The following is a 26,220-nucleotide window of genomic DNA, read 5'->3' on the forward strand; positions in this document are numbered from 1 at the left end:
GATCGTTGGGACCTGCGAAAAATATACAGTCTGGTTCACATCTCGAACGGAACCGTGCTCGTCCGCACAGGTAGTGGAACCGCCGACGGTGGGCGCTTGGCTGCTGGGCTGTACCGATCGCCGACGGGACTCCTGTCCGGGCGGTTCACGCGCAGTCGTCGTCCAGGTCGATCAACGCCACGCCGTCCGGCACCCGTTCGAGCACGTCCGCGGGCCACCCGCGGTGGGCGAGCGCGAACTCGGTCTCCGGATTCGCGTCGACGAGTCGCGCGACGCCGTCCGCCGCGGCCGCGAGGGCCGATCGATCGGTCCGTTCGGGGACCTCGGCGGTGAGCGGGTAGCTCTTCGAGAGGGCCCGCGGGAACGGGCCGAACGGTGGTTCGACGCGCCACGAATCGTCGAACCCGCTCCCGTCGGCCGATCGTCCCTCCGTGAGCAACAGCGAGTCGGGGACGGCCAGTCGATCGAGGCGCTGGTGGTGGCGGACGACTTCGGGCCGGCGGGCGCTCTCGTGGGAGGTGTAGAAGAACGACCCTTTCGAGACGGGATCGGTGCGCTCTAGCTGGGCGGCGTGATCCAGCAGGGTACGGTAACCGTCGAGCATGGCGGGGTGGGCGCGAGCGCGCTGTTCGACGAGTTCGAGGAGGTTGCCCGTGCGGATCGCCTCCTTGATCCGGCGGATCTCCGCGAAGGTGGCGTGGAGGTTGTGCGCGGCCAGTTCTTCCTCGCGATCCCGGTCGGGCAGCGCCCGCAGATCGGCGGGATCGTGCTCGAGACAGACCGGACAGGAGCAGGGGAGATACTCCAGGTCGTCGAGGTGCCGGGTACCGCGGACGGTGAGGTATCGATCGTCGCGGGCGTACAGGGCGTAGGCCGCCGAGTCGAAGAGGTCACAGCCCATCGCGACGGCGAGCGCGAACATCATCGGGTGGCCGGCACCGAAGAGGTGGACCGGCGCGTCCGCGCCCAGCCCGCGTTTGGCGCCGGCGACGACGTCGACCATGTCGTCGTAGCGGTAGTCGTTCATCAGGGGGACGACCGCGCCGACGGGGAAGACGTCGAGCCCGGTTCCGTCGGCGTCCCGACCCGCCTTCTCCCGGAGGTCCGGATAGGTCGAACCCTGTACGGGTGCGTTGACGAGCATCTCACCCGTGTCGACGCGGTCGGCGATCTCGAGGCGTTCCTGGGTGGTCGCGAGTTCCCGTTCGGCCTGTTCGCGGGCGACGTCCGGCGGCGTCGGAATGTCGACCGGCGTTCCGATGTCCGAGCCGATCGCGTGCTGGAACTTGAGGATCTCCTCGGTGGTGACGTCGATCTCGCCGTATTCGGAGAGCTGAAAGGAACCGGAGTCGGTCATGATCGCGCCGGGGAAGTCGAGTACGTCGTGGAGGCCGTCTTCGAGGGCGGCGTCGCGGACGTCGTCGGTTCCGTAGATGATGTAGGAGTTCGTGATGAGGATCTCGGCACCGAACTCCTCGGCGAGCCGGCGGGGGCTGATCGTGTCCAAATTCGGATTGATCACCGGCAAGAGGGCGGGCGTCTCGACGGTGACGTCGGCGCGCGGCACCGTGAGTTCGCCGATTCGGCCGCCAGCGTCGGTATCCTGCAGTTCGAAGCACTCGCGCATCGATCGAGCGTTGGAGCGTCCGACGTAAGTCATGACGGTTTTCGACCGGACGCCGATCGAATTTCTGCGCCTCGATCGGTCCACTTGGAGACGAGCGTGCTGGTAACGTCGTGTTCCGTCCCGTCAACGATAATCGAGAAGGGGGGTGCAAGCACAACTGACGTTCGTCACTATCCGGAGGCGAAACCATCACCGGAGACACGCAATCCGACAAGTGAACTGAATATCAATACCGTTGTATGGGTTCCAATTGACGGTTTCACGAGGGCAATGCTGTAACAGTCACCTCGTTTTAGCCGGAAGACCGCTGTAAACCGGAGTGCATGGTTTCACGACCGCAGACACTCGGTGTCGTTTTCGTGGCTCTGATGGTCGCACTCTCGGGGGGTCCCGCCCTCGCCGGTGCGGCGACATCGACCGCGAACGACGCCGGAGACGTGAGCGTAACACTCGAGAACGTCCAGGTCGGCACACTGGAACTCGATAACGTCACCGTCGAGAACGCGACGATCGAAGAATTGAACGTCGAGACTCTCCAGATCGCGGACGAGGAGGAACTCGGGGAGGCACTCAACGAGACGGACGACGAGCCAGCCGACGACGGGACTGGCGAGAACGCAACCGACGACGCGGGCAACGCGACCGCCGAAGACGTGACGATCTCCGACATCGAGATCGAATCGCTCGAACTCGAGGACGTCTCGATCGAGGACCTCGAACTCGACGGCGAGGAGACGGACGCTGAAACGACGGACGATGCGACCGAAGCGGACGAGAACGCGACCGCCGCCGAGGACAACGCGACCGCCGAAGAGAATGGCAATGTCAGTGACGGGAACGTCACCGCCGAAGAGGACGGGACAGCGGATGGACAGGATCTGATCGACGAGGACGCCGACGAACTCACCGTCCAGAACCTCACCATCGAGACGATGGACGCCGAGGAACTGTCCATCGCCGAGTTGACCGTCGAGGAAGACAGTGGTATCCTCGACCGGATCGGCGACTTCTTCGAGGGTGTCCTCGGTGGCGACGACGAGGACGGCGATCAGGAGGACAACGAGACCGCCGGCGAAGACGGAAACGAAACGCAGGAACAACAACTCGACGAACTCACGATCGAGCAGTTCGACGTCGACCAGATCGCGATCGACTCGATGACGATCCAGTCGCTCGAAGAGGCCGACGTGGCCGACGCACAGGCGGACGACGAGACGGCCCAGGAAGACGAGAACGCGACGGCCGAAGAGGACGACAACGCCACTGCGGAAGACGCGACCACGGAGACGGTCTCACAGGCGTCCGTCTCGTCGTTCACGATCGGGAACGCGGACGCAGAGACGCTGACGCTCGGCGACGCGTCCGAACTCGAAGACCAACTCGCCGGTGACGAGGCCGCGGACAACGAGACGGAGGAGGCCGCGGACAACGAGACGGAGGAGGCTGCAGACAACGAGACGGAGGAGGCCGCGGACAACGAGACGGAGGAGGCTACAGACAACGAGACGGACGCGGCTGCAGACAACGAGACGGAGGAGGCCGCGGACAACGAGAGTGCAGACAACGAGACGGACGACGAGAGCGCAGGCGGCTAACCGGAGCACGACCGACGCCGAGACGGTCGATCGGTCTACGGGACGATCGGCGACCGCTCCCGACGGGGCTCACCCGTCGCCGATGAGGTGATAGTAGGAGACGCCGAGGACCGCCCGGCCGTCGCGAATCGTCCCCTCGCGCACCGCCTCGAGCAACTCCTCGAACGGCATCGTCGAGACTCGGATACTCTCGTTGTGATCCAGTCGCTGCTCGGCGGTCGGTCGACAGCCGTGAGCGACGAAGAAGTGGAGGACGGCGTCAGCGATGCCGTTCGCCGGTTCGACCGTGACCAGCGACTCGAGCCGATCGGCCTCGTAGCCGGTTTCCTCCGCGAGTTCGCGACGGGCGGCGGCCTCGAGGTCCCCGTCGTCGGGTTCGGTGCCGCCGACGGGAAGCCCGCGGCTGACGCGGTCGACGGCCTGGCGCCACTCCTCGATACAGACGACGTCGCCGTCGGGTGTAAACGGGAGGATGCAGACGCTCGCCGGTTCCGAGAGGTAATCGAAGTCCGTTTCGGTTCCGTCGGGCAGACGAACGGACTCGTTAACCACGTCGAACCCCGGGCAGGTGTAGGCTACCCGTCGATCGAGCGTCTCCCAGGTGAGCGAATCTCTCGACATATCGGCCGGTACGGTTGTCGTGATCAAAAACGCCGCGTCACGGTCGCCGCCGTCGTGGGGCGTGGCCGGCAGTTGCCTCCCGCTCCGACGTAGTACGTTCGGATGATGCGAAAGTGGCTTACCGTACTCCTACGTGGTGCGTTCGGGTGCGGGCTGGATCGTACCGCCTCTATAACAAAACCACGAATCGGTGAAGGTTCGTTTTCAGAGGGTGATCCATGGATCAGCTAACTGGATTCCAGCGTGACTTGCTGTACGTCATCGCGGGCAAGGAACGACCGTCCGGCCAGGAGATTCTCGACGACATCAACCACTACATCGATCAGCCGGTCACCCACGGCCGGCTGTATCCGAACCTCGACACCCTCGTCGAGAAGGAACTCGTCGAGAAAGGCCAACTCGATCGACGGACGAACTACTACGCACTGACGCCGAAAGGCCGACGCGAGTTGCAGCGACGCCAGGAGTGGGTCGACCAGTACGTCGACGTCTAAACTCCGGCGATCTCTTCCATCGACTCTCTCCCGCTCCAACAGGTCGTTAGAGACGCTGGCCCGACACCGGGACTCGTCGCGTCACTGACTGTCGAACGACACCTGCGAGAGATCAGCCTCGAGGTCGTCGACGTGGTCGTTGAACGCGTCGACGAACGCCGGGACGTCGTCCGCTAGTCGCCGCACGTCCGGCGCTGACGCCGGTCCGTACTGCGAGAGCAGGTAGGTCCCGTCGCTGCCGCCGACCCGCAGGTACGAGGCGACGTCGCCCTCCCACTTCAGCTCCCAGCGCTGTCCTCCCGCCGTCGTCGCGTAGGTTCCGTACTCCCCGTCGTAGCGGTGGAGTTCACACGCCATCGCGTTCGCCACGTCCCGGATCCGCTCGACGATCCGATCGCGCTCGGCCACCAGTTCCGCGGTCGACGCGATCGGCGGAAATTCGTCGGGCGTCTCCGCGAGCAGGCCGTCGAAGGAGTCGATGTGGGCGTTGAACGCGGCGACGAAGGCCTCGTAGTCGGCCATCGCGGTTTCCAGCGGCCCCGGTTCCGGCGGCTGCTTGCTCGAGACGACGTAGGTCTCGGTCCCCGAGTTCGGCTCGAAGCGGAGGTACTGGACGTCGCCCGCCTCGTACTTGAGCGTCCAGGTGCCGCCGTCGGTGTCGAACGTCTCCTGTCCGTAATCGCCGCCCTGCAGGACGGCCAGTTCCCGCGCCATCTGCCCCGCGTGGGTCCGGACGCGGGCCGCCAGTTCGTCCCGCCGCTCTGCGACGTCGGCCGCGTCTTCGATCTCCGCCTCGAGTCCATCGGTCATCAGTGGACGGACGCGCCCGTGACCGGTAACGGTTGTGCCTCGAACGCGCGTCGATCGGGTCGAACGTCCCTCGCGAACCCGGCGACGCCCCGATCGATACCCGACCCCGACGCGGTCCGATCGCCGCCGCCGCGTGCTGCGGCCCGGTGAGCGACGGGTGTCGCACGGCCGTCTGACTGACTTTCAAGCCTCGTCGTGTTGGCATCGGTAGCATGGAACAGCACGAACGACTTCGGGGAATTCGGTCGTCCCGTTCCGGTGCTCGAGCACGATCGCGTGGTGGCCGCGACGCGGCCGATCGGGATCGGACGGCCGTCACGGGGCGTCGTCGGGCGCCCCTCGCACATCGGTTCGAGAGCCGTATGGTCAGTGGATCGTTGCAGGCGTCGACACGGGGCCGGATCGACCGATGAGCGCTCTCCACCAACTCGGGCGCACGATCCGCCCCCTCGTTCGAACGATCGTGCCGTTCGTCATCGTGATCGCCGTCACGATCGTCGCGCTGGTCGTCTACCTGGAACTCGTGGGCGTCCTCCTCGAGGTCCTCCCGGAACTGATCGGGTAATCGACCGCGCCGGACGGGCCGGTCGATCGGCGCGGAACGTGTGATACTGGCCGTTCCGTGGGATACGACGGGCTGTCCGGTTCGACATCCGCCGGCCTGGATCCGAATCGACCACGGCGCACGCGGTTCGCTCACAGTCGCGTCGACGTGACTACCACAACTATTACTATTCCATGGCTCACAACCAGTTCGCAGTCAATGTCTGATCGACCACCGTCGCCGTCGACACCGCCCACCTTCCCACCGATCGCGGCCGGTTCCGTCGCGGACCCCGACGGCGACCGTCGGCTCGTCGCGACGACGCCCCAGCTCGTCGAGGCGTTCGAGTCGTCGCTCGATTGCCGCCTCGACGAGGGAGTCGTCGAGGACCTCCTCGTCGAACTCGACCGCCGCGACTGCGTCGAGTGGGTGACCGTCACCCAGTCCGGGGCCGTCGCCTGGGACCTCACCGAGACGCCCGACCGACTCGCCGACGTGATCGCTGAGGCGGTCGCCGAACTGGTCACGGCGTGGATCGACGGGTGAGTCTACGACGCGAGCGGCTGCGGCGGAAGACTATAGGGGTCCGTCTGCTACGCGTCGAGGCTCCGTCAGTCGGTTCGGTGTCACCGTCACTGTGACTACCGGTGGCGATCGGACATATCGAGCCAGAACGGTCCCGTCGACGCCCCGCGTTCGCGAGTTGCAGCGGGATCGACCGGTTTCTGCACGCAGGCGTTCGCGCGGCGGTCGCACGATCGGCTGCCGGCCGCCGCTGCCCGCGTCGGGCGGGACGATCACCGATCGATACCCCTCGTCAGATCCATGATACACGTCAACCAATAGCGTGGGATTGAAGAGCGACGTTGGCGAATCTGAAAGTGGGCCGGAACGAAACCACCACCTACCACTCCGGCCCATCCTCGAACTTGTACAGATACATGCATAATGGTTCTGCCTGATTACAGGCGGTTCGATCGCGATCGGCCCGATATTCTACCCGGTAGCAGATCTCTCAGTCTATCCGTCTTCCCTCACGACGAGTCGCCAATTCGTGCCGCACATACGGAACCGTGCCCCGTCCCCTTCGAAACGGGTCTCCGAACGTCAGTTACGATACCCCGTCGTCGAATACAGCCTCCTGCAGGACGAATCGTCATGCCGCGGATTCGGTGAGTTTCCGCACTCTGGCTCGAAGCTTCGTTCTCGAAATCGCGCCACGGTCGGCCTTCGCGTGACAGCCGGCACAGAGAACGATGATGTTCGAGGGGTCGTTCGGTCCGCCTTCTCGACGCGGCTTGATGTGGTGGACCTCGGGTTGATCGACCCGAATGTCACACCACTCGCAGTTCCGATTTGCACGGTTGAAATACAGTTCCTCTTTCAGCGATCGCGATGCGGGCAACGTCCGTTCGGAGTCCTCGCCGGCGACAGTAGCCGACGAGTCCGATCGATCGGGATCCCGTTTCGCGGTCAGGAACCGCACCGCTTCGGACGCGCCCCGCGACTTGTACAGGGCGCTCGCCCAGGCGACGATGCCGACGCCACCGAGAACCAGCGCACTGCCGAGATAGAACGCCGCCGAGCCGATCGCGAAGGCGGACGCGTAGAGGACACCCCCACCGACGAGTACCAGCACCAGTGCAAGCCCACCGGGCGGGAGGTTGGTGATCCCGTTTCCGTGCGCTCCGTCGGACGGTCCGGATGGGTCGTCGAGAGCCGGTCCGTCAGCGGTCGTTCCGAACCGTTCCATCACGGATATCGTATCCTGCGCGGCTATCTCATCGAACAGGGACCGTGCTTCGACGTCCGAGTCGGCCTCGTACGAAGGCGCGCTGACGGCGAATTGATCGCCGAAGGCGCCCGGTTCGTACTCGGGCGTGGTGATCGTCGCTTCTGCCGTCTCTTTGTACGTTACCTCGTACAGACCGTCTTCGATCTTCTCGAGACGCCAGTCCCCTTCTTGACGTACAACTCCCATGCACAGACAGTCATGCTCGACCAAAATATAATCTCACATACGATCTTCTACGAATCCGATCTCGATACGACTCACTGGCGGCGTAGCGCGCACCGTTCGCACTCGTCGGATTCGACGAGACGGCACGTCGTTCACCCCCTTGCTTCGGGTGGAGTTCTCAGAACGTGATGACGAGCGCTCAATGTCAGTGTGTATTGAACAAGCGCCTCTGTTGGATTATGGACAAGTAATTGAACGATGCCCCCTCGATTCGACTGGATGCCCCGACTAGAGAGGCAGCTACCGGATCGGTGGCCCAACCACAATCCGATAGTCTGTGCCCCCTCATTGTCTCTGTTGCGATCAGTGCCGACCGAGGATGGACCGCCGTCGCGGGGTCCGCAGTGAAGACACGTCGATCGATCGTCCGTCGGCCCCGGTACGATCGTCACGCCGACCACCCCGTAGAGCGGCCGTTAAGTGGAAGGAAGGTGGGAAAAGGTATACGCATCTAGTGGACCGGCGCAGATGTCGAACTCGCCGAGACGCGCTCACTGTGTTGCGCACGCCTCGTCTACTCGAATCTGCTTGGATCAATTTCTGCCCACTCACGAACGCGACTCGCTACGCTCGTCGGTTAGAGTTTGCGGGCAGAAATGGGCCGGCGCAGATTCGAACTGCGGTTACGGCCACCCGAAGGCCGAAGGATACCAAGCTACCCCACCGGCCCGCATTCGAATTGTGAGCGCCGGATCGTTTAACGCTTCCGAAAGCTGCTGTCGAACTGCCCGATCGCGATTTTCCGCGGTCAAAAGTCCTCGTAGCCGGACGTATCCAGATAGTGGTGTGCGATCGTAATCGCCTGATCGGCGTGTAACAGTTCGGGCCCCAGTCGCACCTGCCGATCGACTCGTTCCGCTACCGCGGCGTCCTCGGCCGCGGTGAAGTCCCGGTGGTCGGACAGCACGAAGATCGGATCGGCAAGGTCGTCGACGTCCCCGATCGCGTCCCCCTCCTCGTGCAACTGGACGATCGTCCCGTCGTCGGTGAGGGCGTCGAGGGTGGCCTCGAGCCCGCGGCGGTAGACCTCGATCCCGGGGCTGGGTTCGGCCGGCAGCGCGCCGATCGCCTCGTCGCGGTGCTCCAGCGCGGTGCGTACCAGCGCGGCGGTACTTCGCTCGTCGGGGTTCAGTCGCCGCAGTTCGCTGCCGTCGAAGCTGATGGTGAGTTCGTCCTGTACGACGAGGTGGGTGCGGACGTCCTCGCGGATCCCGTGGGAGGTGACGAACGACGCGGTGATCGATCGGCAGAGCGCGTCGAGTCGTCCGGCCCCGCCGGCGAGGTCGTCGAGCGAGAAGTCGGGTTCCGTGGGGACCTCGTGGGCGATGAGTACGAACTGGCGCATAGCGATACAAGACCGACGGCGCGCAAAGGGGTCACGGTTTCTCGAAGTCGGCGGCCGGAGGTGGTGTCGTCGACGGGTGTCGATCATCGGTCCGATCGACTCCCTGTGCATCGGTCCGATCGACTGTCTCAGGATCGGACCAACCGGCCGAGCCGATCGATCGACGTTCGCACGAGCCCGAGACCGGGCCGGCCGTCGTGGTACCAGACGAGGGCGGCGACGACGAACAGGCCCAACTGGAACACCTCGTACGGTCCCATCGCGTAGTAGTGGAGGATGGCGTCGAGGAGCCCGTCGACGGGTTCCTCCGGCGGCTGGTCGACGAGGGGCCACAGGAGGAACGCGATCCCCGAGAGGTCACCGGTGAACGCCGCGGGCGGGACGTCCGCGAGAAGGTGTGAGACGTGCCCCAGGACGAACGCCGTGCCGACCTCGCGCCGATCGAGGTGGATCGCAACCGCGACGACTGCCGGCACGAGCAGGGCAGCGACCAGTAGCGAGTGGGCGAACGTCCGGCCCCCGGGGAGGACGCCGAACGTCCACGCGAGGGGTTTGTCGATCAGGTCGGGAAACTGGGTGCCGAGGGCGAGGGCCAGGAGGGGCCAGGCACGCGGGACTCGATCGAACCGGGACGTCGTGATGCCGGTGTACAGGAGGTACGCGACGGCGAGATGTCCCCAGGGCCACATCCTGCGGGGATTCATCCGTCGGGGAAATAGCCCTGTCGACTCGCGTCGATCGGCGAGAGCGATTGTCCGGAGTGCGTTGCATAGGCAGGGCCAACGGTTTCGCTGCTGTCGGGTATGGAATGGCTACATGGCGAAATTACAGCCCTCGCAGTCCGACAGCCACGAGACGAAGTTGCTGTCGATGCTCGCGGGTCGATCGTGTCCCCACTGTTCGGACGGGGAACTCGAGCGGGGCATCTACAAGGACAACAGGGCGGTCATCTGTGACACCTGTGAGACGCCTCGCGTGCAACTCTGGTAGGTACGTTATCGTTACCGGGACCGTTCGAGCGCTCCGATTCAGACGTCCTCACCGTGAACGGCACGCCACGATCGATCGCGGAGTCGCGGTGCGATCACCGCGTTCGGGAGCCGTCGTACTCGTGACCGACGACGAGCGCGAGGGCGTGGAGGGCGAGCAATCCGACGAACAGCGAGAACCGGCTCATGGAGTCGATTCCGATCAGGATCACGGGCACGTAGGCGATGGGCAGGAGGGTCCCGAGCCAGAAGCCGACGGCCGTGACGGAGTGATCCAGCGCCATGGGCTTAGCACATCGCGGTGAGGGCGACGAACGAGTCGTCGTGTGCCACGATCCAGTTGGTCATCTGGTCGAGGTCGCTCGACTCGGAGGGAAAGATGGCACATTCGTTGGGCGCGTCCTCGTTCTCGATAGTAACGTGGTCGAGTTCGGTCGTCGATTCGGTCGGCCGGTGGGGCACGATGTCGGGATCGGTCGTCATGGGAGGCCAGGCGGCAGTGGGTTGCGCCGACCGATTTTACTCGATACCGACCTATTGTTATCGACCGGCTAAACGCTGCGAGCGATCCGGAACGTCTGGTTTCGGTCCGTTTCGGGAGAGCCATTCCGAGGTACGTGACCGTCACGAATCTCGACGTGTACGAGGTCGCTACGGCACTCCCGTGCCGAGAACGGTAATCCCGAGCGCGGTAGGGACCCCTTTCAGCGGGCTGTTTACCCGACGAACTCCGTCGACTGTACTCACCCGAGCCGATCGATCGCGACTGCTCACGTCGTCCGATCGTTCGCAACGCTGTCTCGCCTCGTTCGCGACGCTCCGTCACGATCCGATCGGCCTACACTTCGGGTCGCGACCCGAGCGTCAGAGTCGTCGACTGCTCGCTGCCGTCGCGCCAGTAGTCGACGGTGATCGTGTCGTCGGGGCTGGTCTCGAGTGCGAGGAACGTCGACAGCGCGTGCCGGTCCGGGATCGGAGCACCGTCCAGCGCGAGGATGACGTCGCCGCCGACCGGGATCGGTTCGCCGCGGCGTTCGACGGTCTCGTCGCTCCCCCGGAGGCCGGCGGCTGCGGCGGCTTCGCCCGCGAAGACGTCGGTGACGATGACGCCGGTCGCCGCCGAGAGATCGTTCGCCTCGGCGACGAGTCGATCGACCGTCCGGAGCCCGATACCCATGTAGGGGTGCTCGTACGTGCCGTCCGCGATGAGCGACGGGACGACTCGACTCGCCAGCGTCGCCGAGACCGCGAAGCCGATGTTCTCCCCGCTGGTGGCGTTGACGACGCCGACCACGTCGCCGTCGAGGTCGACGAGCGGGCCGCCGCTGTTGCCGGGATTGACGGCCGCGTCGGTCTGGACCACGTCCGAGAAGGAGAACTGTCGGCCGGGCGGACTCAGCGTTCGTTCGACGCCGCTGACGATCCCCGCCGACATCGATCCCTCGAGTCCGTAGGGGTTGCCGATCGCGACGACCTGCTGGCCGACGACGGGCCGCTCGTCGTCGAGCGAGAGCGGTGTCGCGGCGTCGGGGACGTGATCGGCGTCGAGCACCGCGAGGTCGCTGTAGTAGTCGGTCCCGACGAGTCGAGTGCTCGACCAGTCGCCGTTGATGTACTGGAGGTCGACGTCCTCCGCCCCGGCGACGACGTGCTGGTTGGTGACGACGTGGCTGTCGTCGATGACGAAGCCGGATCCCTGTCCGCGTCCCTCTTCCCCGGTGACCGGATCGTCGACGCCGAAGGCCCGGATCTGGGTGACCGAATCGATGATCCCCTCGTAGACGTCGGTGTAGGTCGATCCGTCGGCGAGGTTGTCCCGATCGATCCCGTGCGAGGAATTCCCCTCGATCGAGTTATCGGCCCGGGGCTCGGTGCAGCCGGCGACGGCACCGGCGAATCCGGCACTCGCCGCGGCGAGCAACCCGCGACGACTCAGTCGCGTCTCGTCCATGTCCGCCGGCTAGAACCCCACCTATATGAACCTCTGGAAGACTATCCAGCCGATCGATCGAACGACGAAACGGCTCTTCGGTCCGTTCGCCCGGTGGGATCGAGCCGGATCGACGCGTCCACTGATCGGTCCCGCACTGGCCGCGGATCCGTCGTCACCCGGCACTCGCCAGAAGGGAAAGCGTGTTACCCGCGGCCACCCGAGTCACGGCCATGCTTACGGACGACGCCCGTGCGCTGCTGGCGACGGGGCCGGTCTGTGACTCCTGTCTCGGCCGCCCCTTCGCCGATCGGAGTTTCGGGCTGACCAACGCCGAGCGTGGGCGGGCGCTGCGCACGACGGCCGCGATGGAAGACGACGAGGACTTCGAACCGGTCGATCCCGAGGAGTGCTGGGTCTGCGAGGGTTACTGTGGCACCTTCGACGCGATCGCCGAAACGATCGTCGACGCCCTCGAGGGGATCGAGTTCGACACCTACCAGGTGGGGACGCAGGTGCCGCCGCTGGTCGAGGAGAACGAGCGCCTCCTCCGGGAGGACGCCGACCTCGACCCCGAGGCCGGCGAGTCGATAAAGCGCGAGACGAACCGCGAGGTCGGCCGTCGCGTCGGCGCGACGACGGGTGCCGAGGTCGGGTTCGAACGTCCAGACGTGCTCGCGGTCGTCGACCTCGAGGGGTTCGACCCGTTCGACGTCCTCGCGGGCGGGGACGTGACGAGCCACGCGATCGACCTGCAGGTCAACCCGGCGTTCGTCTACGGCCGCTACCGCAAACTCGAGCGGGACGTTCCCCAGACGGAGTGGCCCTGCCGGGAGTGTGGCGGCAGCGGCGTCCAGCTGGGCGACGCCGGGGAGGAACCCTGCGACTACTGCGGGGGATCGGGCTACATGTACGAGACCAGCGTCGAACAGACGGTTCGTCCGCACGTCGTCGACGCGATGGACGGCGAGGAGGGCACCTTCCACGGCGCGGGCCGGGAGGACGTCGATGCGCGGATGCTCGGCGAGGGCCGGCCGTTCGTCCTCGAGGTCAAGCGGCCCCGGAAGCGCGACCCCGATCCGGCTGCCCTCGAACGCGAGATCAACGAGGCGGCCGAGGGGAGCGTCGAGGTCGAGGGACTGCGATTGGCGACCTACGAGATGGTCGAGCGCGTCAAAGAACACGACGCGAGCAAGCACTACCGCGCGGACGTCGCGTTCGCCGACCCGATCGACGAGGACGACTTCGAGGACGCGCTGGAAACCCTCGACGGGGCGACCGTCGAGCAGGACACGCCCCAGCGGGTCGATCACCGCCGGGCGAGTCTGACCCGCGAGCGGACGGTCCACGCGATCGAGGGCGAGTTGCGCGAACCGACCCGGGCCGAGGTGCGAGTTCACGGCGAGGGCGGCCTCTACATCAAGGAACTCGTCAGCAGCGACGACGGCCGGACGGAGCCGAGTCTCGCCGGCCTCCTCGACACGGGCGCCGAGGTGACGGCGCTCGACGTCACCGGCGTCGAGGGCGAGGACGAACCCTTCGAACTGGAGGCGTACTTCCGGGACGATCCGCGTGCCGAGGACGAGAACGAGGACGCCGTCGAAGCGACCGACTGATTCCGCCACGGCGAGTCACAACGACTTTTGCGTCCCTCGACGACGATCGGGACATGCCATTCGGCGTCGACGAGGCGGGGAAGGGACCGGCGATCGGGTCGATGTTCGCGGCCGCGATCTGGCTCGAGACGCCGGACGCGCTGCCCGACGGAATCGCCGACTCGAAGCGACTCGCTCCCGATCGACGCGAGGAACTGGCCGCCGCGCTCCGCGAGGACGATCGCGTCGGCGTCGGCGTCGGCGAAATCACGCCCGAGCGGATCGACGATCCCGCGACGGACATGAACTCGCTGACGGTGCGGGCCCACGCCGACGCGATCGAGGCAGCCCTCCCCGACGCTCACGGTTCCGACTCCGGCGTCCCGTCCGGGCTCTGTGACGCCTGTGACACCGACGCCGATCGGTTCGCCCGTCGCGTGACCGACGCCTGCTCGCTGTCGATCGACGTCGACGCGAGACACGGAGCCGACGACGACTCCCGGATCGTCGGCGCAGCGAGTATCGTCGCCAAGGTCGAACGCGATGCCCACGTCGCCAGACTCGCCGAGGCGTACGGCCCGATCGGGAGCGGCTATCCGAGCGATCCGACCACGCGCGAGTTCCTCGAAAGCTACGTCGCCGACCACGGCGAGTTACCACCCGTCGCCCGCGCGTCGTGGTCGACCTGCGAGGACGTGCTCGCGGCGGCCCAGCAGACGGGTCTCGGGCAGTTCTAGCGGCCCGATCCGGCACGGTGACGATCGAGTCGGTTGGATCGTTCGGTTTACATTCGTCCGTCCTCCGCCTCCAGCATATCAGTCCTCCGCCGCCTCCAGCCTATCTTTCTCCCACCGCTCCAGCACGTCCGTTACCTGTCGATCGTTTTATACGCCCCCTGGACGCACGAGTGACCGTGCTCGAGATCGTTACGTTCCTCGTGCTCGCCGCCGCCGCAACGGCCGTCGTCTGGAAGGGAAGCACGTGGCTCGAGACGTCCGCAAATCGGCTCGCGACCGGCTACGGCGTGCCGGCAGTCGTCCAGGGTGCGATCATCGCCGCCGTCGGGTCGAGCATGCCGGAACTGGCGAGCGTCCTCGTCGCGACGCTGTTACACGGCGAGTTCGAACTCGGCGTCGGCGCGATCGTCGGCTCCGCCGTGTTCAACCTCCTCGTCATCCCGGCCGCCGCAGCCCTCGCAGGTGGCGGCGGCATGGAGACCGGTCGCGACCTGGTGTACAAGGAGGCACTGTTCTACATGCTCGCGGTCGCCGTCCTTCTGCTGACGTTCTCGATGGCGATAATCTACAATCCGCTCGAGGGAACAGGTCTCCGGGGCTCGGTCACGCGTCCGCTCGCGCTGTTTCCGCTGGTCCTCTACGGACTCTACGTGTTCACCCAGTACCTCGACACCGCCGATTCCGCCGAGGAGGCGGACACCACCGTCGATCGGTTCCGGGCCTGGCTGTGGTTCGGCGTCGGCCTGGTGCTCATCGTGGTCGGCGTCGAGGGCCTCGTCCGGGCGGCGATCGGCCTCGGCGAGGCGTTCGGTACGCCCGCGTTCCTGTGGGGCATGACCGTCGTGGCCGCCGGATCGAGTATTCCGGACGCGTTCGTCAGTATCTCCGCTGCCCGGTCGGGTCGGCCGGCGGTCAGTCTCGCGAACGTACTGGGGAGCAACGTGTTCGACCTGCTCGTCGCGGTACCGATCGGCGTGCTCGTCGCCGGAACCCTGGCGATCACCTTCGCGCACATCGTTCCGATGATGGGGTTCCTGATCCTCGCGACGGTCGTCTTCTTCACGATCATGCGTACTGGGATGCTCCTGTCCCGTCGGGAAGCCTGGACGTTGCTCGTCATCTACGGGCTGTTCGTCGCGTGGCTGATACTCGAGAGCGTCGGCGTGACGACCGTCGTCCCGACCTGAGCCGGATCTCGATCGGCGTGGTGTGGCCCCGGTGGGACGGTGCAACAGCAGGCTGACCGCTATTGCCTGCTGGCGCTGTCACCGTAGTACCGATGCCGATCTGTACACGATGTGAGAGCCAGGTCTCGCTCGATTTTGCGCGCGTCTACGGTGACGGCGACGGAACAGTCGACTGGTGTCCGCGGTGTCGAACCGGGTGACCGACGAGAACGGGCGATCGCGTCAGCGATCGGTCAGCAGGTACTCCAGGATGTCACCGTAGGCCGGGCGGGTGACGAGCACCCCGACGAGGACGCCGAGGATCGTGATGATCGCGAACCCCTGGAGGTCGCCGAGGCTCAACACGGCCAGCGGCGACATGGCGATGATCGTCGTCGCCGCGGCGGCACCGATGACCCAGAACGCTTTGCGGAAGCGTGACTCGAAGACACGCCGCGAACTGACGTCGCCCTCGTCCATCACCTCGTCGGCGATGATGACGAGGTCGTCCACCCCCGTCCCGACGACGGCGATGAACCCGGCGATGTGTGAGAGATCCAGCGGCATGCGTATCAGCGCGACGAAGCCGAGCAGGATCACCACCTCCGACATGGCCGTGAGGATCATCGGCGCGGCGACCCGGGCGTTCGTGTACCGCAGGTAGACCACGCCGCTGACGGTCACCACCGAGAGCAGGCCGATCAGCAGCGAGTAGATCTTGTAGTCGTCGGCCAGCGCCGGGGTGATGGAGAACACCTCGCCCTTATCGAAATCCAGCGGCGCGGGGAGGCTGCCCGCGCGGAGGTTGACCGACAGCGAGTGGGCGTCGCCCTGCGTGGGGACGATCATCCGGAACGAGGGATCGTTCTCGAACGTACCGTCCTGCATTCCCCGTGCGAGGTCGCCGCCCATACTGTGGGCGTCGACGGGTTCGCCGTCGACTTCGGTGACCAGACACCACTGGTCGTCCTCGTGGTCGAAATTGAACTCGCCGGTCTGTCGGTCGTGGATTCCACACTGGCCGACGCCCTCGCCGGTGAAGCCGTACTCGTTCATCTTCGCCTGGTACTCCGACGCGGCCTCGTCGGTGAGCGTGACGGAGACGTAGTGCTGGTCCCGTTGATCGTCGTAGGCCGCGAAGCCGATGGAGTCGAAGTCGTCCCGCTCGAGGACGGTCTCGTTGACCTGCGTTCCGTTCTCGGGATAGTACGCGACGACCGTCACGACGCCCCGCTCGGTGAGCAGTTCCCGCAGTTCCTGTTCGTTCATGTCGTCGCCCCGTTCGGGGACCTCGACGACGATGTGTGGGGTAGTGCCGGATCGTTCCGAGACGTCGCCACCCGTCAGCCCGGCTTCGTTGATCTTCGAATCGATCGCCTGGACCGTATCGTCGCGCGTCGACTGGGTGACGCCGTCCCGGACCTCGCCGTAGTCCGCGGCGCTGTCGGCGCTGTCGAGCGCGCTGGCGAGTTGGTCCGTGGAGACGTTCTTCACGAACACCTCGGCGGTGTATCCGCCGCCTTCGGCGGGTTCGACGCGCACGTCCGTCGCTTCGACGTCGAGTTCCGCGGCGATGTCGCCCTCGAGTGTGCTCGGGTCGGCGGAATCGGTCAGTTCGACGTCCTCGGCGGTTACGCCGACGACGGGCGCGCTGATCCGCGTTCCGCCGTCGAGTCCGAGCCCGTACACGAGATTCGTCCAGCCGTCGTCGTCGGCGGCCTGCGCACTCTCGTTCGCCGCCGGCTCTCCCTCGGGGCCCTGTTCGGCGAAGACGCCGCCGGGGATGAAGAGCGCGACCACTGCGAACGTCACGAAGACGACCAACAGCAGGACGCGCCAGTTGGAGACGATCGTGTCCTTGACGTTCATCGTCGCACCCCCTCGAACTTGTACCAGCGAAGGAGACTCAGGTTGAGCATGTACGTATTCATCAGGTCGGCCGCGAGTCCGACGAAGAGGATGGTCCCGATCGACGCGAGGAGCCCGATCCCGAGCGCGTACGAGACGACCGCCATGACGAGCATCGCCGCCATCGACGTCACCGTCATCACGACGCCGGTCCGCATCGCCCGGTGGGTGCTCTCGTAGAAGTCACCGCTCCGCCGGAGAATGTGGTTGTTCAGCAGGATGTCCGAGTCGACGGAGTAGCCGATCAGCAGTAACAGCCCGGCGACGGTGCCGAGCGTGAGTTCGATCCCGACGAGATTCATGAACGCGAGCGGGATCACGAGATCGGAGAACGCCGAGACGACGATCGCGATCGAGGGGACGAACGTCCGGAACAGCAGGAACGCGAGCACGCTCATCCCGAGGAACGCGATGGTCACTCCGAACAGCGCCGTCGTTTTGAGCTGATCCCCGAAGCTTTCGGAGACGCCCGACAGCGACTGGACGACGTCGTCGTTGGACGCCGTCGGCTCGAGGCCGTCCTCGGCCTGCGACCGCAACTCGCCCTGGTCGGTGGCGGTGAACTGGATGATGTACCGGTCGTTCGCCGTTTGCTGGACGGACGACGGATCCTCGTCGAACGCGGCCGGGATCTCGCTTCCCGGGGTCGACGTCTCGACGGTCATCTCCGTGCCGCCGGCGAATTCGATCCCGTAATTGGCCGGTGCACCGGTAAACAGGTACCAGCCGCCGATCACGGTTATCGCGACGAGCAAAACGGCGAGCGGCACCGCCGCAAGCTGCCGATTACTGTACCGGGTGTAGTTAAATTCCGGTACGTCGAAATACCCCATATACCCGACCTCTGTTGGTCAGCCCGTGTAAGCCTTCTCAATTTCTGCAGCATGTTCCGAGAATAATACTGTCGAAAAATACGACGCCCTGAAGCCGCTCGAGCCCGTACGCTGGACCATGTCGCCGGAACAAGGGCAGAACGCCGATCGATTCGCAACGCCGACCGGATCGACCCGGGACGAAACCGTCGATCCGCCGGACGCGTCCGAGGTCGACTCCGCCGACCGGCCGTCGGACTCGTCCCCCAGCGCCGATCGGGTCGTGATCTCGTACCCGGCGGACCTCTCGAACTGGGGCCGCTTCCAGGTCGAGAAGCCGTCGTTCCAGGCGTTTCTCCGCAAGACCCGCGAACAGGCCCGCGAGGGCGACGTCTGGGAGGAGTTCGTCGGCGTCGGTTGCTGTGGCAACACGCTCGACGTGCCGTTGCGCGTCGAACGGGTCGACGGTGGCGAGCGCATCGACGCGGACACCGAGATCAGGTACGAGGTCCGCGAAGCCTGCGGGATCGAAGGAAGTTGGCAGGTCCAGAGCGCCGGCGGCCCGAGTCAGGGGTGACGGAGCCGGCTGAATCGGTCGTCCGATCGCCCAGTCGCCTCGAACGCCGCAGAATCGTCCGTCAGTCCGGGAGGTATCGCACGCTCACCACGCCGTCGTCGGCCGATCGGCGCACCTCGACGCGGACCGCCCCGAGCTGTGCCGCGCGTGCGATCGTCTCCTCGTCGTCGAGGACGTCCCTGGCGGCGGGATCGACCTCGTCCTCCGGAAGGCTGAGGACGTGAATCTCCCCCGTTCCGGCCCGCTGTTCCGTGACGAGGTCGCCCACGTCGGCCTCGGCCGCGAGGGACTTCTCCTGCGTCGTCGGCTCCAGGTCGCTGTCGATCAGGTCGATCGAGCGTCTGTTCTCGACCTCGACCACCTGCCAAGCGACCTCGAGCGGCGGCTCCGGCGCGACGGTTCCCTCGAGGACGTCGTGGACTTCGAAGCCGGGGTTCGACGCGAGCGTGTGAACCTGTGCGGTCTCGACGTCGCGGACGACGGCCGACTCCGATTCGGCGTGCGTGACGACGAACGTGCCGGTCTTCTCGCTCATGGGGAGTGATAGGTGGCTCCCGGGTTTCCGGGTTTCGACTTTCGGGTACCGGACCTCCGATCGGCCCCTCATCAGAAGTCGACGTCGTCGCCGACGGCGATCGATCCCGAATCGACGATATTCGCGTTCAGCCCGCCGCGGTGGACCAGCGCATCGACCGCTCCCGCCGTTCCGGCCAGCGATTCCATGTAGCTGCAGGGTTCACAGAGCCGAACGCCGACGAGCGTCGCGTCCCCGACCCGGAACTCGCGATCGACGAGGTGGTTCAGTGGAACCCCCCGCGTCAGGACGTTCCGTCGCGTCTCGCGGGGGTGAAGCTCCGTTCCCTCGTCGCGCGTCGCCGCGTCGAGCGCTTCCCGTTCGACGAGCGTGATATCGGTCGCCTCCGGCAGGTCGTCGCGTCGATCGTACAGCCCCCGCTCGCGGAAGTATCGATCGCCCCAAAGCCCTCGACCCGCGACTGCCTCGACGGAATCGCGTTCCCGCATCGGGTCGCCGGAGTCCGGCGCGACGTAGATCCCCTCGACGGTTCCTCGGGCGTGCATGGACGAGAGTTGATCGATCGGGACTAAACTGTTTGGAGACGCCGGACCGGCCCACCGAAGCCGACCCGCGGTCGATCGATCGCGTGACGCGACGCCTCGCGTGACGCAACGCCTTTACACCCGGCCGTCGCCCGCACAGGTATGAACGTCGACATCGGAAACGCGCTCGCGTCGGTCGCGTCGCCGGGCGTCTCCCGCGAGGCCCTCGATCGGCTGGACGAGCAGGTCGCGGACGCACACGATCGCATCGAACGGGGGATGGCGAACGGGGACCACGGCTACGAAGCGCTGAACCTCCCGCAGCGGACCGATCCCGACGCGATCCGATCGGCCGTCGAACCGGTGTCCGACGCCGAGGCGCTGATCACGATCGGCATCGGCGGGAGTTCGCTGGGGGCGGCGACGATCGTCGACGCGCTCGATAGCGTCGAGCGTGGCTCGATGGAGTCCGACGGCACGGAGACCGTCTTCCTCGACAACGTCGATCCCGAGTGGGTCACCGCGCACCTCGATCGGCTTCCGCTCGAGAACACGGCGATCAACGTGGTCTCCCGGTCCGGGACGACGGCGGAGACGCTCGCGAACTTCCTCGTCGTCCGCGAGGCGTTCGAGTCGGCGACCATTGACTGGACCGAACGAACGATCGTGACGACGGGCGAGTCCGGGCCGCTTCGCGACCTCGCCGATCGTCACGACCTGCCCTCGTTGAAGGTTCCGGACGGCGTCCCCGGGCGCTTCTCCGCGCTCTCTGCGGTCGGGATGGTCGCCGCGGCCGTCTGCGGCCACGACCTCGACGCCTTGCTCGAGGGGGCCGCCGCCGAGGCCGAGACGCTCTCGGGATCGCTGTTCGAGTGCCCCGCTTACGCGTACGGCGCGACGACCTACGCGCTCGACGCCCGCGGGGCCGGGATGAACGCGATGGTGCCCTACGCCGAGTCGCTCGAGACCTACTCCGAGTGGTTCGCCCAGCTATGGGCCGAGAGCCTCGGCAAGGACGACCTCGGCCAGACGCCGCTGCGCGCGCTCGGCGTGACGGACCAGCACTCGCAACTCCAGCTCTACCGCGCCGGCCCGCGCGACAAGGTCGTCACGTTCGTCAGCCCTCGCGAGACCGCGGATCGATCGATCCCCGCGACCGACGTCGCGGAGCTCGCCTATCTCGGCGACGCGTCGCTCGGCGACCTTCTCGCGGCGGAGTTCGAGGCGACCGAGGCGAGCCTCGCCGCCGCCGGCCGGCCGACCGTTCGCGTCGAGATCGATCGGGTCGACGAGTACGAACTGGGCGGCCTGCTGTACGGGATGGAAGCAGCCTGCGTGCTCGCGGGCGAACTCTACGGCGTGAACACGTTCGAACAGCCGGCCGTCGAGTGGGCGAAGAAGGCCACGCGGGGGCTGCTCGGCGGCGTCTCGGAATCGGATTCCGACGGCGAGTTCGCGGAAGCCGACGCGGTCGCCGAGAAGACCGAACTTCGGATCGAGCGCTGACGCTGGGGAACCGATTCGATCGGTGACGCTGAACTCCGGTTCGAGCGTTGAGTACGGGGTCCGCCCGGTATGGCGCTGTCCGCTTGCGGAGGCCATATGTGGGTGCGCACGAAAGTTGGGCTATGAACGAGACAGCACGGGCCGACGACGCCGGCTCGTACTCCTCCGGGGCCGCTCCCGCCGTGGGGACCGGCCTCGCCGCCATCACGGTCGCCGCGATGGCGGTCCCCGTTCGCCGCGGTGTCGACGATCCGATCGTCTGGACCGGCGCAGCGTTCGCGCTGGCAGCCGTCTTCGCCTTTCTCGGCAGTCGATACGGACGGATAGATCGTCGGATCGCGGGCTCGATCGCGGCCGCTTCGAGTCTCGCGGTGGTCTTGCTCTCGGGTTACGCACTGAATCAGGGGGTGTCGGTCCCGGTGACGCTCCCGACGCTCGGATGGTCGATTTCGCTGCTGTTTACGGCCTTCCTCACGGCGGGGTTCGCCACGGGTATCGGGATCGCCGATTACTTCGGGATCGGCGGTCATGGGCTCAAGGTTCGCAGTCTCCGCATCACCCTGTTGCTCGTCGTCGGACTCACGGGGCTGATCGCGGCACAGGTCGCGATGCTCCTGCTCGCCCTTCCCGTCTTGCTCGTCGCCGACTCGCTCTCACAGTTGCAACGCGTCGCGATCAGCCAGTTCGGGATGGCACTCGGGACGGCGGTCGTCGCAGGGGGGTATCTCGCGTTCCGGGAGTACGATCTCTCGTACCTCGATCTCAGACTGCCGACGATACGGCAGGTCGTCTGGACGGTCGGTGGACTCGTCGTCCTGTTCGGCACGCTGTTTTCGATTTCGGTCCTGTTCCAGTCCGCCGGCGTCGAGAGCGCCGATCACGGGACGGCCCAGCAGGCCCAGGAGAACCCCGAGATCATGCTGGTGTTGATCCCCGCTGCGATCCTGATCATCGGTCCCTTCGAGGAGTTGCTCTACCGGAACGTCATCCAGAAATCACTCTACGAGACGTTCTCGCGCTACGGGGCCGTCGTCGCCGGGAGCGTGATTTTCGCCGTCGTCCACGTACTGGCCTACGGCACCGCCGGGGCGGGACAGATCATCGCGAGCCTGACCGTGATCTTCGGGCTCTCGATCGTCCTCGGGACGCTGTACGAACGGACGGATAACCTCCTCGTTCCGGCGCTCGTCCACGGGCTGTACGACGCGATCCTGTTCGCGAACCTGTACCTGACCTACGGCTGACGACGAACGATCGGCTCCGTCCCCTTGTGTGCCTTCGACGGTGTTCTACAGACAGTGACGGATACCGTGTCCGTCTCCTACGACGGATTCTTCCGGGCGAGCTGTGAGCCACAGATCGGGCATCGATCCTTCTCCTCGTCGAACTCACGGCCACAGCCCTGGCACTGGTAGTGCCACTGGCGCTGTTCGTCGATGCCCTCGCGCGCGATCACCTGCACGTCGACGTTCAGTTTCTCGGCGACGTTCTGCATCGCGTAGTCGTCGGTGACGAGGGTCCCGTCGAGTTCGAAACTGGCTGCGACGAGTCGAACGTCCGTCTCCGAGAGTACTTCGAGATCACCGGATTCCCTGGCCGCACGCTGGACCTTCTCCGTGGTGTCCTCGTTCGGGATGTGGATGTGCATGCCCGAACCTTCCATCGCGTCGTAGCGGTAGGCACTCTCGTCCTCAAGTTCGTCGCGGACGAGCGGGATAGTCGCAGTCTGTTCTGTCGTGTGGAAGTCGTGAATAAAAGCCGAGGAGTCGAGAACGTACATACCGTTAGCGCTGGACGACGATGTAATCTTTCACCGCCTGGACGCGGCCGACGGGGACCAGGAAGCGGCCGGTGTCGTCGAGATCGAAATCGACGTTCCGGGGGGACAGTTCTGCGTCCGGTTCGATGACGAGGTCGTGGAGTTTCCCCGACTTGAGGTCCATCGTGATGTTGTAGAGCATTCCCAGTTCAGTTCCGTCGGATCCCATGACGGATTTCCCCGAGAGGTTTTCAGCGAGTATATCGCTCATGCATACCCGTATTTACTAATCGGTATTAAAAACAAGGGGGTTGATGTGGTGCGCTGTCACGTTCGGACCGACCACCGACGCTCGGCGGACTGCCCCAGGACCGATCGGCGGCGATCCCGTGGTGGAGGGAGTCGTATGGCCAGTCGACGTCGACCGATCGGTCGCGCGCGGCGACCGGCGAACGCGGATGACGATGGGTTTAACTACCGCTCTGCCGACGCGTTAGACAAGACCTTCTCGGGTGGTCACCATGTCTGATTCGGATCCAAACGACCCTACATCTCTGCGAACCCCGATCGTCGCTGTCCTCGGGCACGTCGATCACGGCAAGACGAGTCTCCTCGACAAGATCCGCGGCTCAGCGGTCATCGAGGGCGAAGCAGGGGCGATTACCCAGCACATCGGTGCGACGGCGGTTCCGCTGGACATCGTCTCTTCGATCGCGGGCGAACTCGTCGATCCCGACGACTTCGACCTCCCCGGCCTGCTGTTCATCGACACGCCGGGCCACCACTCCTTTACCACGCTGCGCTCCCGCGGTGGCGCGCTCGCGGACATCGCCATCCTCGTCGTCGACGTCAACGACGGCTTCCAGCCCCAGACGCTCGAAGCGCTCGACATCCTCCGCCGGTCCGAGACGCCCTTTATCGTCGCGGCGAACAAGATCGACACCGTTCCGGGGTGGAACGAAAACGAGAACTCCCCGATCAACGCGACCTACGACGACCAGTCCGATCGGGTCAGGTCGCGACTCGACGAGAAACTCTACGAGATCATCGGGAACCTCTCCGACGAAGGGTTCTCCGCGGACCTCTACTGGCGGGTCCAGAACTTCCAGCGGAACGTCGGCGTCGTCCCCGTCTCGGCGATGACCGGCGAGGGGGTTCCGGACCTGCTCGCCGTGATGATGGGCCTCTCCCAGCGGTACATGAAAGAGGAGATGGAGATCGACGTCGCCGGCCCCGGCGTCGGCACCGTTCTCGAGGTCAAAGAGGAGAAAGGCTTCGGGAAGACGATCGACATCGTCCTCTACGACGGGACGATCAGGGCCGACGACACGATCGTCGTCGGCGGCCAGAACGATCCGATCGTCACCGAGGTCCGGGCGCTGCTCCAGCCGCGTCCGCTCGCCGAGATCCGGACCGAGAGTCGCTTCGAGAAGGTCGACGAGGTCTCGGCGGCCGCCGGGATCAAGGTCGCCGCACCGGACCTCGGCGGGGCGATGGCCGGTGCACCCGTCCGCGTCGTCCGCGATCGGGACCTCGAGGACGTCATCGACGAGGTCGAGGCCGAACTCGCGGACATCGCCGTCGACACCGAAGAACAGGGCGTCGTCGTCAAGGCCGACACGCTCGGGAGTCTCGAAGCGATGGCCGACGCCCTCGAAGACGCGGAGGTGCCGATCGTTCGCGCGGAGGTCGGCGACGTCGCGCCGCGTGACGTCTCGGTCGCTTCGACGGCGGAGGATCCGAAACAGCAGGTCATCCTCGGGTTCAACGTCGACGTCCTGAGCGACGCCGACCAGCGCGCCGAAATCGAGGACGTGACGGTCTTCACGGACGAGGTCATCTACCAGCTCGTCGAGGAGTACGAGGAGCACGTCGAGGAGATCGAACGTGCTCAGCAGGACACCATCCTCGAGAACATCGTACGGCCCGCCCGGTTCCGCATCCTGCCGGATCACACCTTCCGCCAGAACGACCCCGCAGTCGTCGGCGTCGAGGTCAACTCCGGCACCGTCCAGAACAACACGAACGTCGTCAAATTCGAGGGCAACGAACCCGAACGCGTCGGCCAGATCAAGGGTATCCAGGAACAGGGCGAGGACGTCGACGAGGCCCGCGCAGGCAACCGCGTCTCGGTCGCGATCGACGGCCCCACCGTCGGCCGCCAGATCGAGGAGGACGACGAACTCTGGGCCGAGATCCCCGAGAAACACGCGAAGATCCTCGAACAGGAACTGGCCAGCGAGATCCCCGGCGACGAACTCGAGGCGCTGAACATGTACCTCGACAAGCAGCGCAGTCGCGATCCGTTCTGGGGCAAGTAGCGCCATCGACTCCTCCCTCTCGGTTCTCTCAGTTCGCTCGATTCGATCGCCCGTCCGGGAGAGTCCCCACACCGTTCGAAACGGTTCCGCCGTCCGAATCGACCTCCTGGCGACCGAGATGCGTGATCCTGTAGACGGTTTGTCGCCCGTCTTCGCCCTCGGGAGCACCGGTCCGTGCGACGAATCCGACGTCGACGAGGTCTCCGAGGTGGTGGCTGAGGTCGAAGCGGTCGTCGTCGATCGCGGCGGCGAGTTCTTTTCGAGCGACCTCTTCTCGCTCCCACAGCAGGAACAGGACGGCATACCAAAATAAGTACGATATCATCTCTCCGTAACTCCTCTGTCGGGTCGGGAGAGCAAGCAACTGTCCCGTCCAGGAAGCAAGCAACTGCCCCGTCCAAAATTAACACGCTGCGCGTGGTTGATCCGTCGATGCTCGTACAACTTCGACAGTACAAACACGAGGAGGTCCAGTTCGACGACAACCGGACGACCGGCGAGTCCCAGACCGAGGACACGGTGAACCCGGACTCGGGGGAATACTTCGACAAAGACTTCGACGAGTTCGACGTCGAGACGTGGGAAACCGTCGACCACGAGGGTGACCCGATTCAGCGCCGGTCCGTCACGATCGACGGGGTCACCGCCGTCTCCGTCCCGCAGGATTCGATCGACGAGGGCGATCCGGATCTCCCCGGACAGACGATCCAGGTTCGGATGGAGGGCGGCATCGAACAGCTCGATCGGGCCGCGATCGTCGAGGTTCAGGACGAAAATCCCGAGTAGCCATCGGACCAGAGATCGG

The 26,220-nt window shown here is 65.6% G+C and carries 30 protein-coding genes and 1 tRNA gene; 14 read left to right on the forward strand and 17 right to left on the reverse strand.

All coding sequences use genetic code 11. The features are described from left to right. Nucleotides 1–145 precede the first annotated feature (145 nt). Nucleotides 146–1,627, reverse strand: coding sequence for a tRNA guanosine(15) transglycosylase TgtA (gene tgtA, locus MUG98_RS00390; protein ID WP_265110212.1), 1,482 nt, complete (start codon nt 1,625–1,627; stop codon nt 146–148). Nucleotides 1,628–1,995: 368 nt separating this feature from the next. Here tgtA and MUG98_RS00395 point away from each other — a divergent pair, with 368 nt between their 5' ends. Beyond that, a complete protein-coding gene (locus MUG98_RS00395; RefSeq protein WP_265110213.1) occupies nt 1,996–3,222 on the forward strand; it encodes a midas domain-containing protein in 1,227 nt (408 codons plus the stop codon). Nucleotides 3,223–3,291: 69 nt separating this feature from the next. On the opposite strand, the gene MUG98_RS00400 is transcribed toward MUG98_RS00395, so the two are convergent. Beyond that, nucleotides 3,292–3,843, reverse strand: coding sequence for an NUDIX hydrolase (locus MUG98_RS00400; protein ID WP_265110214.1), 552 nt, complete (start codon nt 3,841–3,843; stop codon nt 3,292–3,294). A 218-nt stretch (nt 3,844–4,061) separates the two neighbouring features. Between MUG98_RS00400 and MUG98_RS00405 the strand changes: the two genes are divergently transcribed. Further along, nucleotides 4,062–4,337, forward strand: a complete 276-nt coding sequence (locus MUG98_RS00405) for a PadR family transcriptional regulator (protein ID WP_265110215.1) — start codon at nt 4,062–4,064, stop codon at nt 4,335–4,337. An 81-nt stretch (nt 4,338–4,418) separates the two neighbouring features. On the opposite strand, the gene MUG98_RS00410 is transcribed toward MUG98_RS00405, so the two are convergent. Continuing rightward, on the reverse strand, nt 4,419–5,147 hold the full coding sequence (locus MUG98_RS00410; protein WP_265110216.1) for a profilin-fold protein: 729 nt from the start codon (nt 5,145–5,147) through the stop codon (nt 4,419–4,421). A gap of 409 nt (nt 5,148–5,556) precedes the next feature. On the opposite strand from MUG98_RS00410, the gene MUG98_RS00415 reads away from it, so the two are divergent. Then, the gene (locus MUG98_RS00415) at nt 5,557–5,712 is read left to right on the forward strand and encodes a hypothetical protein (protein ID WP_265110217.1); all 156 of its coding nucleotides are present in this window, start codon (nt 5,557–5,559) and stop codon (nt 5,710–5,712) included. A 198-nt stretch (nt 5,713–5,910) separates the two neighbouring features. Further along, nucleotides 5,911–6,237: a hypothetical protein gene (locus tag MUG98_RS00420; RefSeq protein ID WP_265110218.1), complete on the forward strand. Its 327-nt coding sequence runs from the start codon at nt 5,911–5,913 to the stop codon at nt 6,235–6,237. A 610-nt stretch (nt 6,238–6,847) separates the two neighbouring features. Here MUG98_RS00420 and MUG98_RS00425 read toward each other — a convergent pair. The 4 genes from MUG98_RS00425 to MUG98_RS00440 form a co-directional block, all read right to left on the reverse strand. After that, complete coding sequence (locus MUG98_RS00425) at nt 6,848–7,672, reverse strand: HNH endonuclease (RefSeq protein ID WP_265110219.1); 825 nt, start codon at nt 7,670–7,672, stop codon at nt 6,848–6,850. A gap of 636 nt (nt 7,673–8,308) precedes the next feature. Continuing rightward, nucleotides 8,309–8,381: transfer RNA gene (locus tag MUG98_RS00430), tRNA-Pro, on the reverse strand. Between the two features lie 78 nt (nt 8,382–8,459). Next, on the reverse strand, nt 8,460–9,056 hold the full coding sequence (gene trmY / locus MUG98_RS00435) for a tRNA (pseudouridine(54)-N(1))-methyltransferase TrmY (protein WP_265110220.1): 597 nt from the start codon (nt 9,054–9,056) through the stop codon (nt 8,460–8,462). Between the two features lie 128 nt (nt 9,057–9,184). Next, nucleotides 9,185–9,745: a metal-dependent hydrolase gene (locus tag MUG98_RS00440; RefSeq protein ID WP_265110221.1), complete on the reverse strand. Its 561-nt coding sequence runs from the start codon at nt 9,743–9,745 to the stop codon at nt 9,185–9,187. A gap of 127 nt (nt 9,746–9,872) precedes the next feature. On the opposite strand from MUG98_RS00440, the gene MUG98_RS00445 reads away from it, so the two are divergent. Beyond that, complete coding sequence (locus MUG98_RS00445; RefSeq protein WP_265110222.1) at nt 9,873–10,046, forward strand: HVO_A0556 family zinc finger protein; 174 nt, start codon at nt 9,873–9,875, stop codon at nt 10,044–10,046. A 94-nt stretch (nt 10,047–10,140) separates the two neighbouring features. Here the strand turns inward: MUG98_RS00445 and MUG98_RS00450 are convergent, their stop codons facing one another. The 3 genes from MUG98_RS00450 to MUG98_RS00460 all read right to left on the reverse strand — a co-directional run bounded on the left by MUG98_RS00450 (nt 10,141) and on the right by MUG98_RS00460 (nt 11,996). Continuing rightward, on the reverse strand, nt 10,141–10,329 hold the full coding sequence (locus MUG98_RS00450) for a DUF8028 family protein (protein ID WP_265110223.1): 189 nt from the start codon (nt 10,327–10,329) through the stop codon (nt 10,141–10,143). A 4-nt stretch (nt 10,330–10,333) separates the two neighbouring features. Continuing rightward, nucleotides 10,334–10,528 carry a DUF7511 domain-containing protein gene (locus MUG98_RS00455; protein ID WP_265110224.1) on the reverse strand — a complete coding sequence of 65 codons (195 nt, stop codon included), beginning with the start codon at nt 10,526–10,528 and terminating at the stop codon, nt 10,334–10,336. Between the two features lie 355 nt (nt 10,529–10,883). Further along, nucleotides 10,884–11,996 (reverse strand): S1C family serine protease, encoded by a 1,113-nt coding sequence (locus MUG98_RS00460; protein ID WP_265110225.1) that lies wholly within the window; start codon nt 11,994–11,996, stop codon nt 10,884–10,886. A 212-nt stretch (nt 11,997–12,208) separates the two neighbouring features. On the opposite strand from MUG98_RS00460, the gene MUG98_RS00465 reads away from it, so the two are divergent. From MUG98_RS00465 to MUG98_RS25470, 4 genes are all read left to right on the forward strand, one after another. Next, on the forward strand, nt 12,209–13,591 hold the full coding sequence (locus MUG98_RS00465) for a tRNA pseudouridine(54/55) synthase Pus10 (RefSeq protein WP_265110226.1): 1,383 nt from the start codon (nt 12,209–12,211) through the stop codon (nt 13,589–13,591). 53 nt (nt 13,592–13,644) lie between these two features. Further along, nucleotides 13,645–14,307, forward strand: coding sequence for a ribonuclease HII (gene rnhB, locus MUG98_RS00470; RefSeq protein ID WP_265110227.1), 663 nt, complete (start codon nt 13,645–13,647; stop codon nt 14,305–14,307). 176 nt (nt 14,308–14,483) lie between these two features. Beyond that, a complete protein-coding gene (locus tag MUG98_RS00475) occupies nt 14,484–15,494 on the forward strand; it encodes a sodium:calcium antiporter (protein WP_265110228.1) in 1,011 nt (336 codons plus the stop codon). Between the two features lie 92 nt (nt 15,495–15,586). Beyond that, nucleotides 15,587–15,694: a DUF7563 family protein gene (locus tag MUG98_RS25470; protein WP_425601071.1), complete on the forward strand. Its 108-nt coding sequence runs from the start codon at nt 15,587–15,589 to the stop codon at nt 15,692–15,694. 22 nt (nt 15,695–15,716) lie between these two features. Here the strand turns inward: MUG98_RS25470 and MUG98_RS00480 are convergent, their stop codons facing one another. Together MUG98_RS00480 and secF are read right to left on the reverse strand one after the other, a co-directional pair. Continuing rightward, complete coding sequence (locus MUG98_RS00480) at nt 15,717–17,342, reverse strand: preprotein translocase subunit SecD (RefSeq protein ID WP_265110229.1); 1,626 nt, start codon at nt 17,340–17,342, stop codon at nt 15,717–15,719. Beyond that, nucleotides 17,339–18,214, reverse strand: coding sequence for a protein translocase subunit SecF (gene secF, locus MUG98_RS00485; RefSeq protein ID WP_265110230.1), 876 nt, complete (start codon nt 18,212–18,214; stop codon nt 17,339–17,341). The genes MUG98_RS00480 and secF overlap by 4 nt, the downstream gene beginning before the upstream one ends. 118 nt (nt 18,215–18,332) lie before the next feature. On the opposite strand from secF, the gene MUG98_RS00490 reads away from it, so the two are divergent. Continuing rightward, a complete protein-coding gene (locus MUG98_RS00490; protein ID WP_265110231.1) occupies nt 18,333–18,770 on the forward strand; it encodes a DUF7968 family protein in 438 nt (145 codons plus the stop codon). 61 nt (nt 18,771–18,831) lie between these two features. Here the strand turns inward: MUG98_RS00490 and MUG98_RS00495 are convergent, their stop codons facing one another. Continuing rightward, entirely contained in the window at nt 18,832–19,305 is a 474-nt protein-coding gene (locus MUG98_RS00495) for a DUF5812 family protein (RefSeq protein WP_265110232.1), read from the reverse strand. 71 nt (nt 19,306–19,376) lie between these two features. Next, complete coding sequence (locus MUG98_RS00500; protein WP_265110233.1) at nt 19,377–19,850, reverse strand: MOSC domain-containing protein; 474 nt, start codon at nt 19,848–19,850, stop codon at nt 19,377–19,379. A gap of 141 nt (nt 19,851–19,991) precedes the next feature. On the opposite strand from MUG98_RS00500, the gene MUG98_RS00505 reads away from it, so the two are divergent. Continuing rightward, entirely contained in the window at nt 19,992–21,335 is a 1,344-nt protein-coding gene (locus MUG98_RS00505; RefSeq protein WP_265110234.1) for a glucose-6-phosphate isomerase, read from the forward strand. Nucleotides 21,336–21,457: 122 nt separating this feature from the next. Then, entirely contained in the window at nt 21,458–22,579 is a 1,122-nt protein-coding gene (locus tag MUG98_RS00510) for a CPBP family intramembrane glutamic endopeptidase (RefSeq protein ID WP_265110235.1), read from the forward strand. A 77-nt stretch (nt 22,580–22,656) separates the two neighbouring features. Here MUG98_RS00510 and MUG98_RS00515 read toward each other — a convergent pair whose 3' ends face one another. Both MUG98_RS00515 and MUG98_RS00520 read right to left on the reverse strand, forming a co-directional pair. Further along, nucleotides 22,657–23,115, reverse strand: coding sequence for an NOB1 family endonuclease (locus MUG98_RS00515; protein ID WP_265110236.1), 459 nt, complete (start codon nt 23,113–23,115; stop codon nt 22,657–22,659). 4 nt (nt 23,116–23,119) lie between these two features. Continuing rightward, nucleotides 23,120–23,365, reverse strand: coding sequence for a PRC-barrel domain-containing protein (locus tag MUG98_RS00520; RefSeq protein ID WP_265110237.1), 246 nt, complete (start codon nt 23,363–23,365; stop codon nt 23,120–23,122). Nucleotides 23,366–23,615: 250 nt separating this feature from the next. Between MUG98_RS00520 and infB the strand changes: the two genes are divergently transcribed. After that, nucleotides 23,616–25,415: a translation initiation factor IF-2 gene (gene infB, locus MUG98_RS00525; RefSeq protein WP_265110238.1), complete on the forward strand. Its 1,800-nt coding sequence runs from the start codon at nt 23,616–23,618 to the stop codon at nt 25,413–25,415. 28 nt (nt 25,416–25,443) lie between these two features. On the opposite strand, the gene MUG98_RS00530 is transcribed toward infB, so the two are convergent. After that, nucleotides 25,444–25,740, reverse strand: a complete 297-nt coding sequence (locus tag MUG98_RS00530; RefSeq protein ID WP_265110239.1) for a MarR family winged helix-turn-helix transcriptional regulator — start codon at nt 25,738–25,740, stop codon at nt 25,444–25,446. Between the two features lie 107 nt (nt 25,741–25,847). On the opposite strand from MUG98_RS00530, the gene MUG98_RS00535 reads away from it, so the two are divergent. Continuing rightward, nucleotides 25,848–26,201 carry a hypothetical protein gene (locus tag MUG98_RS00535; RefSeq protein WP_265110240.1) on the forward strand — a complete coding sequence of 118 codons (354 nt, stop codon included), beginning with the start codon at nt 25,848–25,850 and terminating at the stop codon, nt 26,199–26,201. Nucleotides 26,202–26,220 lie beyond the last annotated feature (19 nt).

Origin of the sequence: Halosolutus halophilus, from assembly GCF_022869805.1 — an archaeon.
GTDB classification, from domain to species: domain Archaea; phylum Halobacteriota; class Halobacteria; order Halobacteriales; family Natrialbaceae; genus Halosolutus; species Halosolutus halophilus.

Coding starts and splice junctions, on each gene's coding strand:
- tgtA (WP_265110212.1), bottom strand. CDS start 1,627: ATGCGCGAGTGCTTCGAACTGCAGGATACCGACGCTGGCGGCCGAATC.
- MUG98_RS00395 (WP_265110213.1), top strand. CDS start 1,996: ATGGTCGCACTCTCGGGGGGTCCCGCCCTCGCCGGTGCGGCGACATCG.
- MUG98_RS00400 (WP_265110214.1), bottom strand. CDS start 3,843: ATGTCGAGAGATTCGCTCACCTGGGAGACGCTCGATCGACGGGTAGCC.
- MUG98_RS00405 (WP_265110215.1), top strand. CDS start 4,062: ATGGATCAGCTAACTGGATTCCAGCGTGACTTGCTGTACGTCATCGCG.
- MUG98_RS00410 (WP_265110216.1), bottom strand. CDS start 5,147: ATGACCGATGGACTCGAGGCGGAGATCGAAGACGCGGCCGACGTCGCA.
- MUG98_RS00415 (WP_265110217.1), top strand. CDS start 5,557: ATGAGCGCTCTCCACCAACTCGGGCGCACGATCCGCCCCCTCGTTCGA.
- MUG98_RS00420 (WP_265110218.1), top strand. CDS start 5,911: ATGTCTGATCGACCACCGTCGCCGTCGACACCGCCCACCTTCCCACCG.
- MUG98_RS00425 (WP_265110219.1), bottom strand. CDS start 7,672: ATGGGAGTTGTACGTCAAGAAGGGGACTGGCGTCTCGAGAAGATCGAA.
- trmY (WP_265110220.1), bottom strand. CDS start 9,056: ATGCGCCAGTTCGTACTCATCGCCCACGAGGTCCCCACGGAACCCGAC.
- MUG98_RS00440 (WP_265110221.1), bottom strand. CDS start 9,745: ATGTGGCCCTGGGGACATCTCGCCGTCGCGTACCTCCTGTACACCGGC.
- MUG98_RS00445 (WP_265110222.1), top strand. CDS start 9,873: ATGGCGAAATTACAGCCCTCGCAGTCCGACAGCCACGAGACGAAGTTG.
- MUG98_RS00450 (WP_265110223.1), bottom strand. CDS start 10,329: ATGGCGCTGGATCACTCCGTCACGGCCGTCGGCTTCTGGCTCGGGACC.
- MUG98_RS00455 (WP_265110224.1), bottom strand. CDS start 10,528: ATGACGACCGATCCCGACATCGTGCCCCACCGGCCGACCGAATCGACG.
- MUG98_RS00460 (WP_265110225.1), bottom strand. CDS start 11,996: ATGGACGAGACGCGACTGAGTCGTCGCGGGTTGCTCGCCGCGGCGAGT.
- MUG98_RS00465 (WP_265110226.1), top strand. CDS start 12,209: ATGCTTACGGACGACGCCCGTGCGCTGCTGGCGACGGGGCCGGTCTGT.
- rnhB (WP_265110227.1), top strand. CDS start 13,645: ATGCCATTCGGCGTCGACGAGGCGGGGAAGGGACCGGCGATCGGGTCG.
- MUG98_RS25470 (WP_425601071.1), top strand. CDS start 15,587: ATGCCGATCTGTACACGATGTGAGAGCCAGGTCTCGCTCGATTTTGCG.
- MUG98_RS00480 (WP_265110229.1), bottom strand. CDS start 17,342: ATGAACGTCAAGGACACGATCGTCTCCAACTGGCGCGTCCTGCTGTTG.
- secF (WP_265110230.1), bottom strand. CDS start 18,214: ATGGGGTATTTCGACGTACCGGAATTTAACTACACCCGGTACAGTAAT.
- MUG98_RS00490 (WP_265110231.1), top strand. CDS start 18,333: ATGTCGCCGGAACAAGGGCAGAACGCCGATCGATTCGCAACGCCGACC.
- MUG98_RS00495 (WP_265110232.1), bottom strand. CDS start 19,305: ATGAGCGAGAAGACCGGCACGTTCGTCGTCACGCACGCCGAATCGGAG.
- MUG98_RS00500 (WP_265110233.1), bottom strand. CDS start 19,850: ATGCACGCCCGAGGAACCGTCGAGGGGATCTACGTCGCGCCGGACTCC.
- MUG98_RS00505 (WP_265110234.1), top strand. CDS start 19,992: ATGAACGTCGACATCGGAAACGCGCTCGCGTCGGTCGCGTCGCCGGGC.
- MUG98_RS00510 (WP_265110235.1), top strand. CDS start 21,458: ATGAACGAGACAGCACGGGCCGACGACGCCGGCTCGTACTCCTCCGGG.
- MUG98_RS00515 (WP_265110236.1), bottom strand. CDS start 23,115: ATGTACGTTCTCGACTCCTCGGCTTTTATTCACGACTTCCACACGACA.
- MUG98_RS00520 (WP_265110237.1), bottom strand. CDS start 23,365: ATGAGCGATATACTCGCTGAAAACCTCTCGGGGAAATCCGTCATGGGA.
- infB (WP_265110238.1), top strand. CDS start 23,616: ATGTCTGATTCGGATCCAAACGACCCTACATCTCTGCGAACCCCGATC.
- MUG98_RS00530 (WP_265110239.1), bottom strand. CDS start 25,740: ATGATATCGTACTTATTTTGGTATGCCGTCCTGTTCCTGCTGTGGGAG.
- MUG98_RS00535 (WP_265110240.1), top strand. CDS start 25,848: ATGCTCGTACAACTTCGACAGTACAAACACGAGGAGGTCCAGTTCGAC.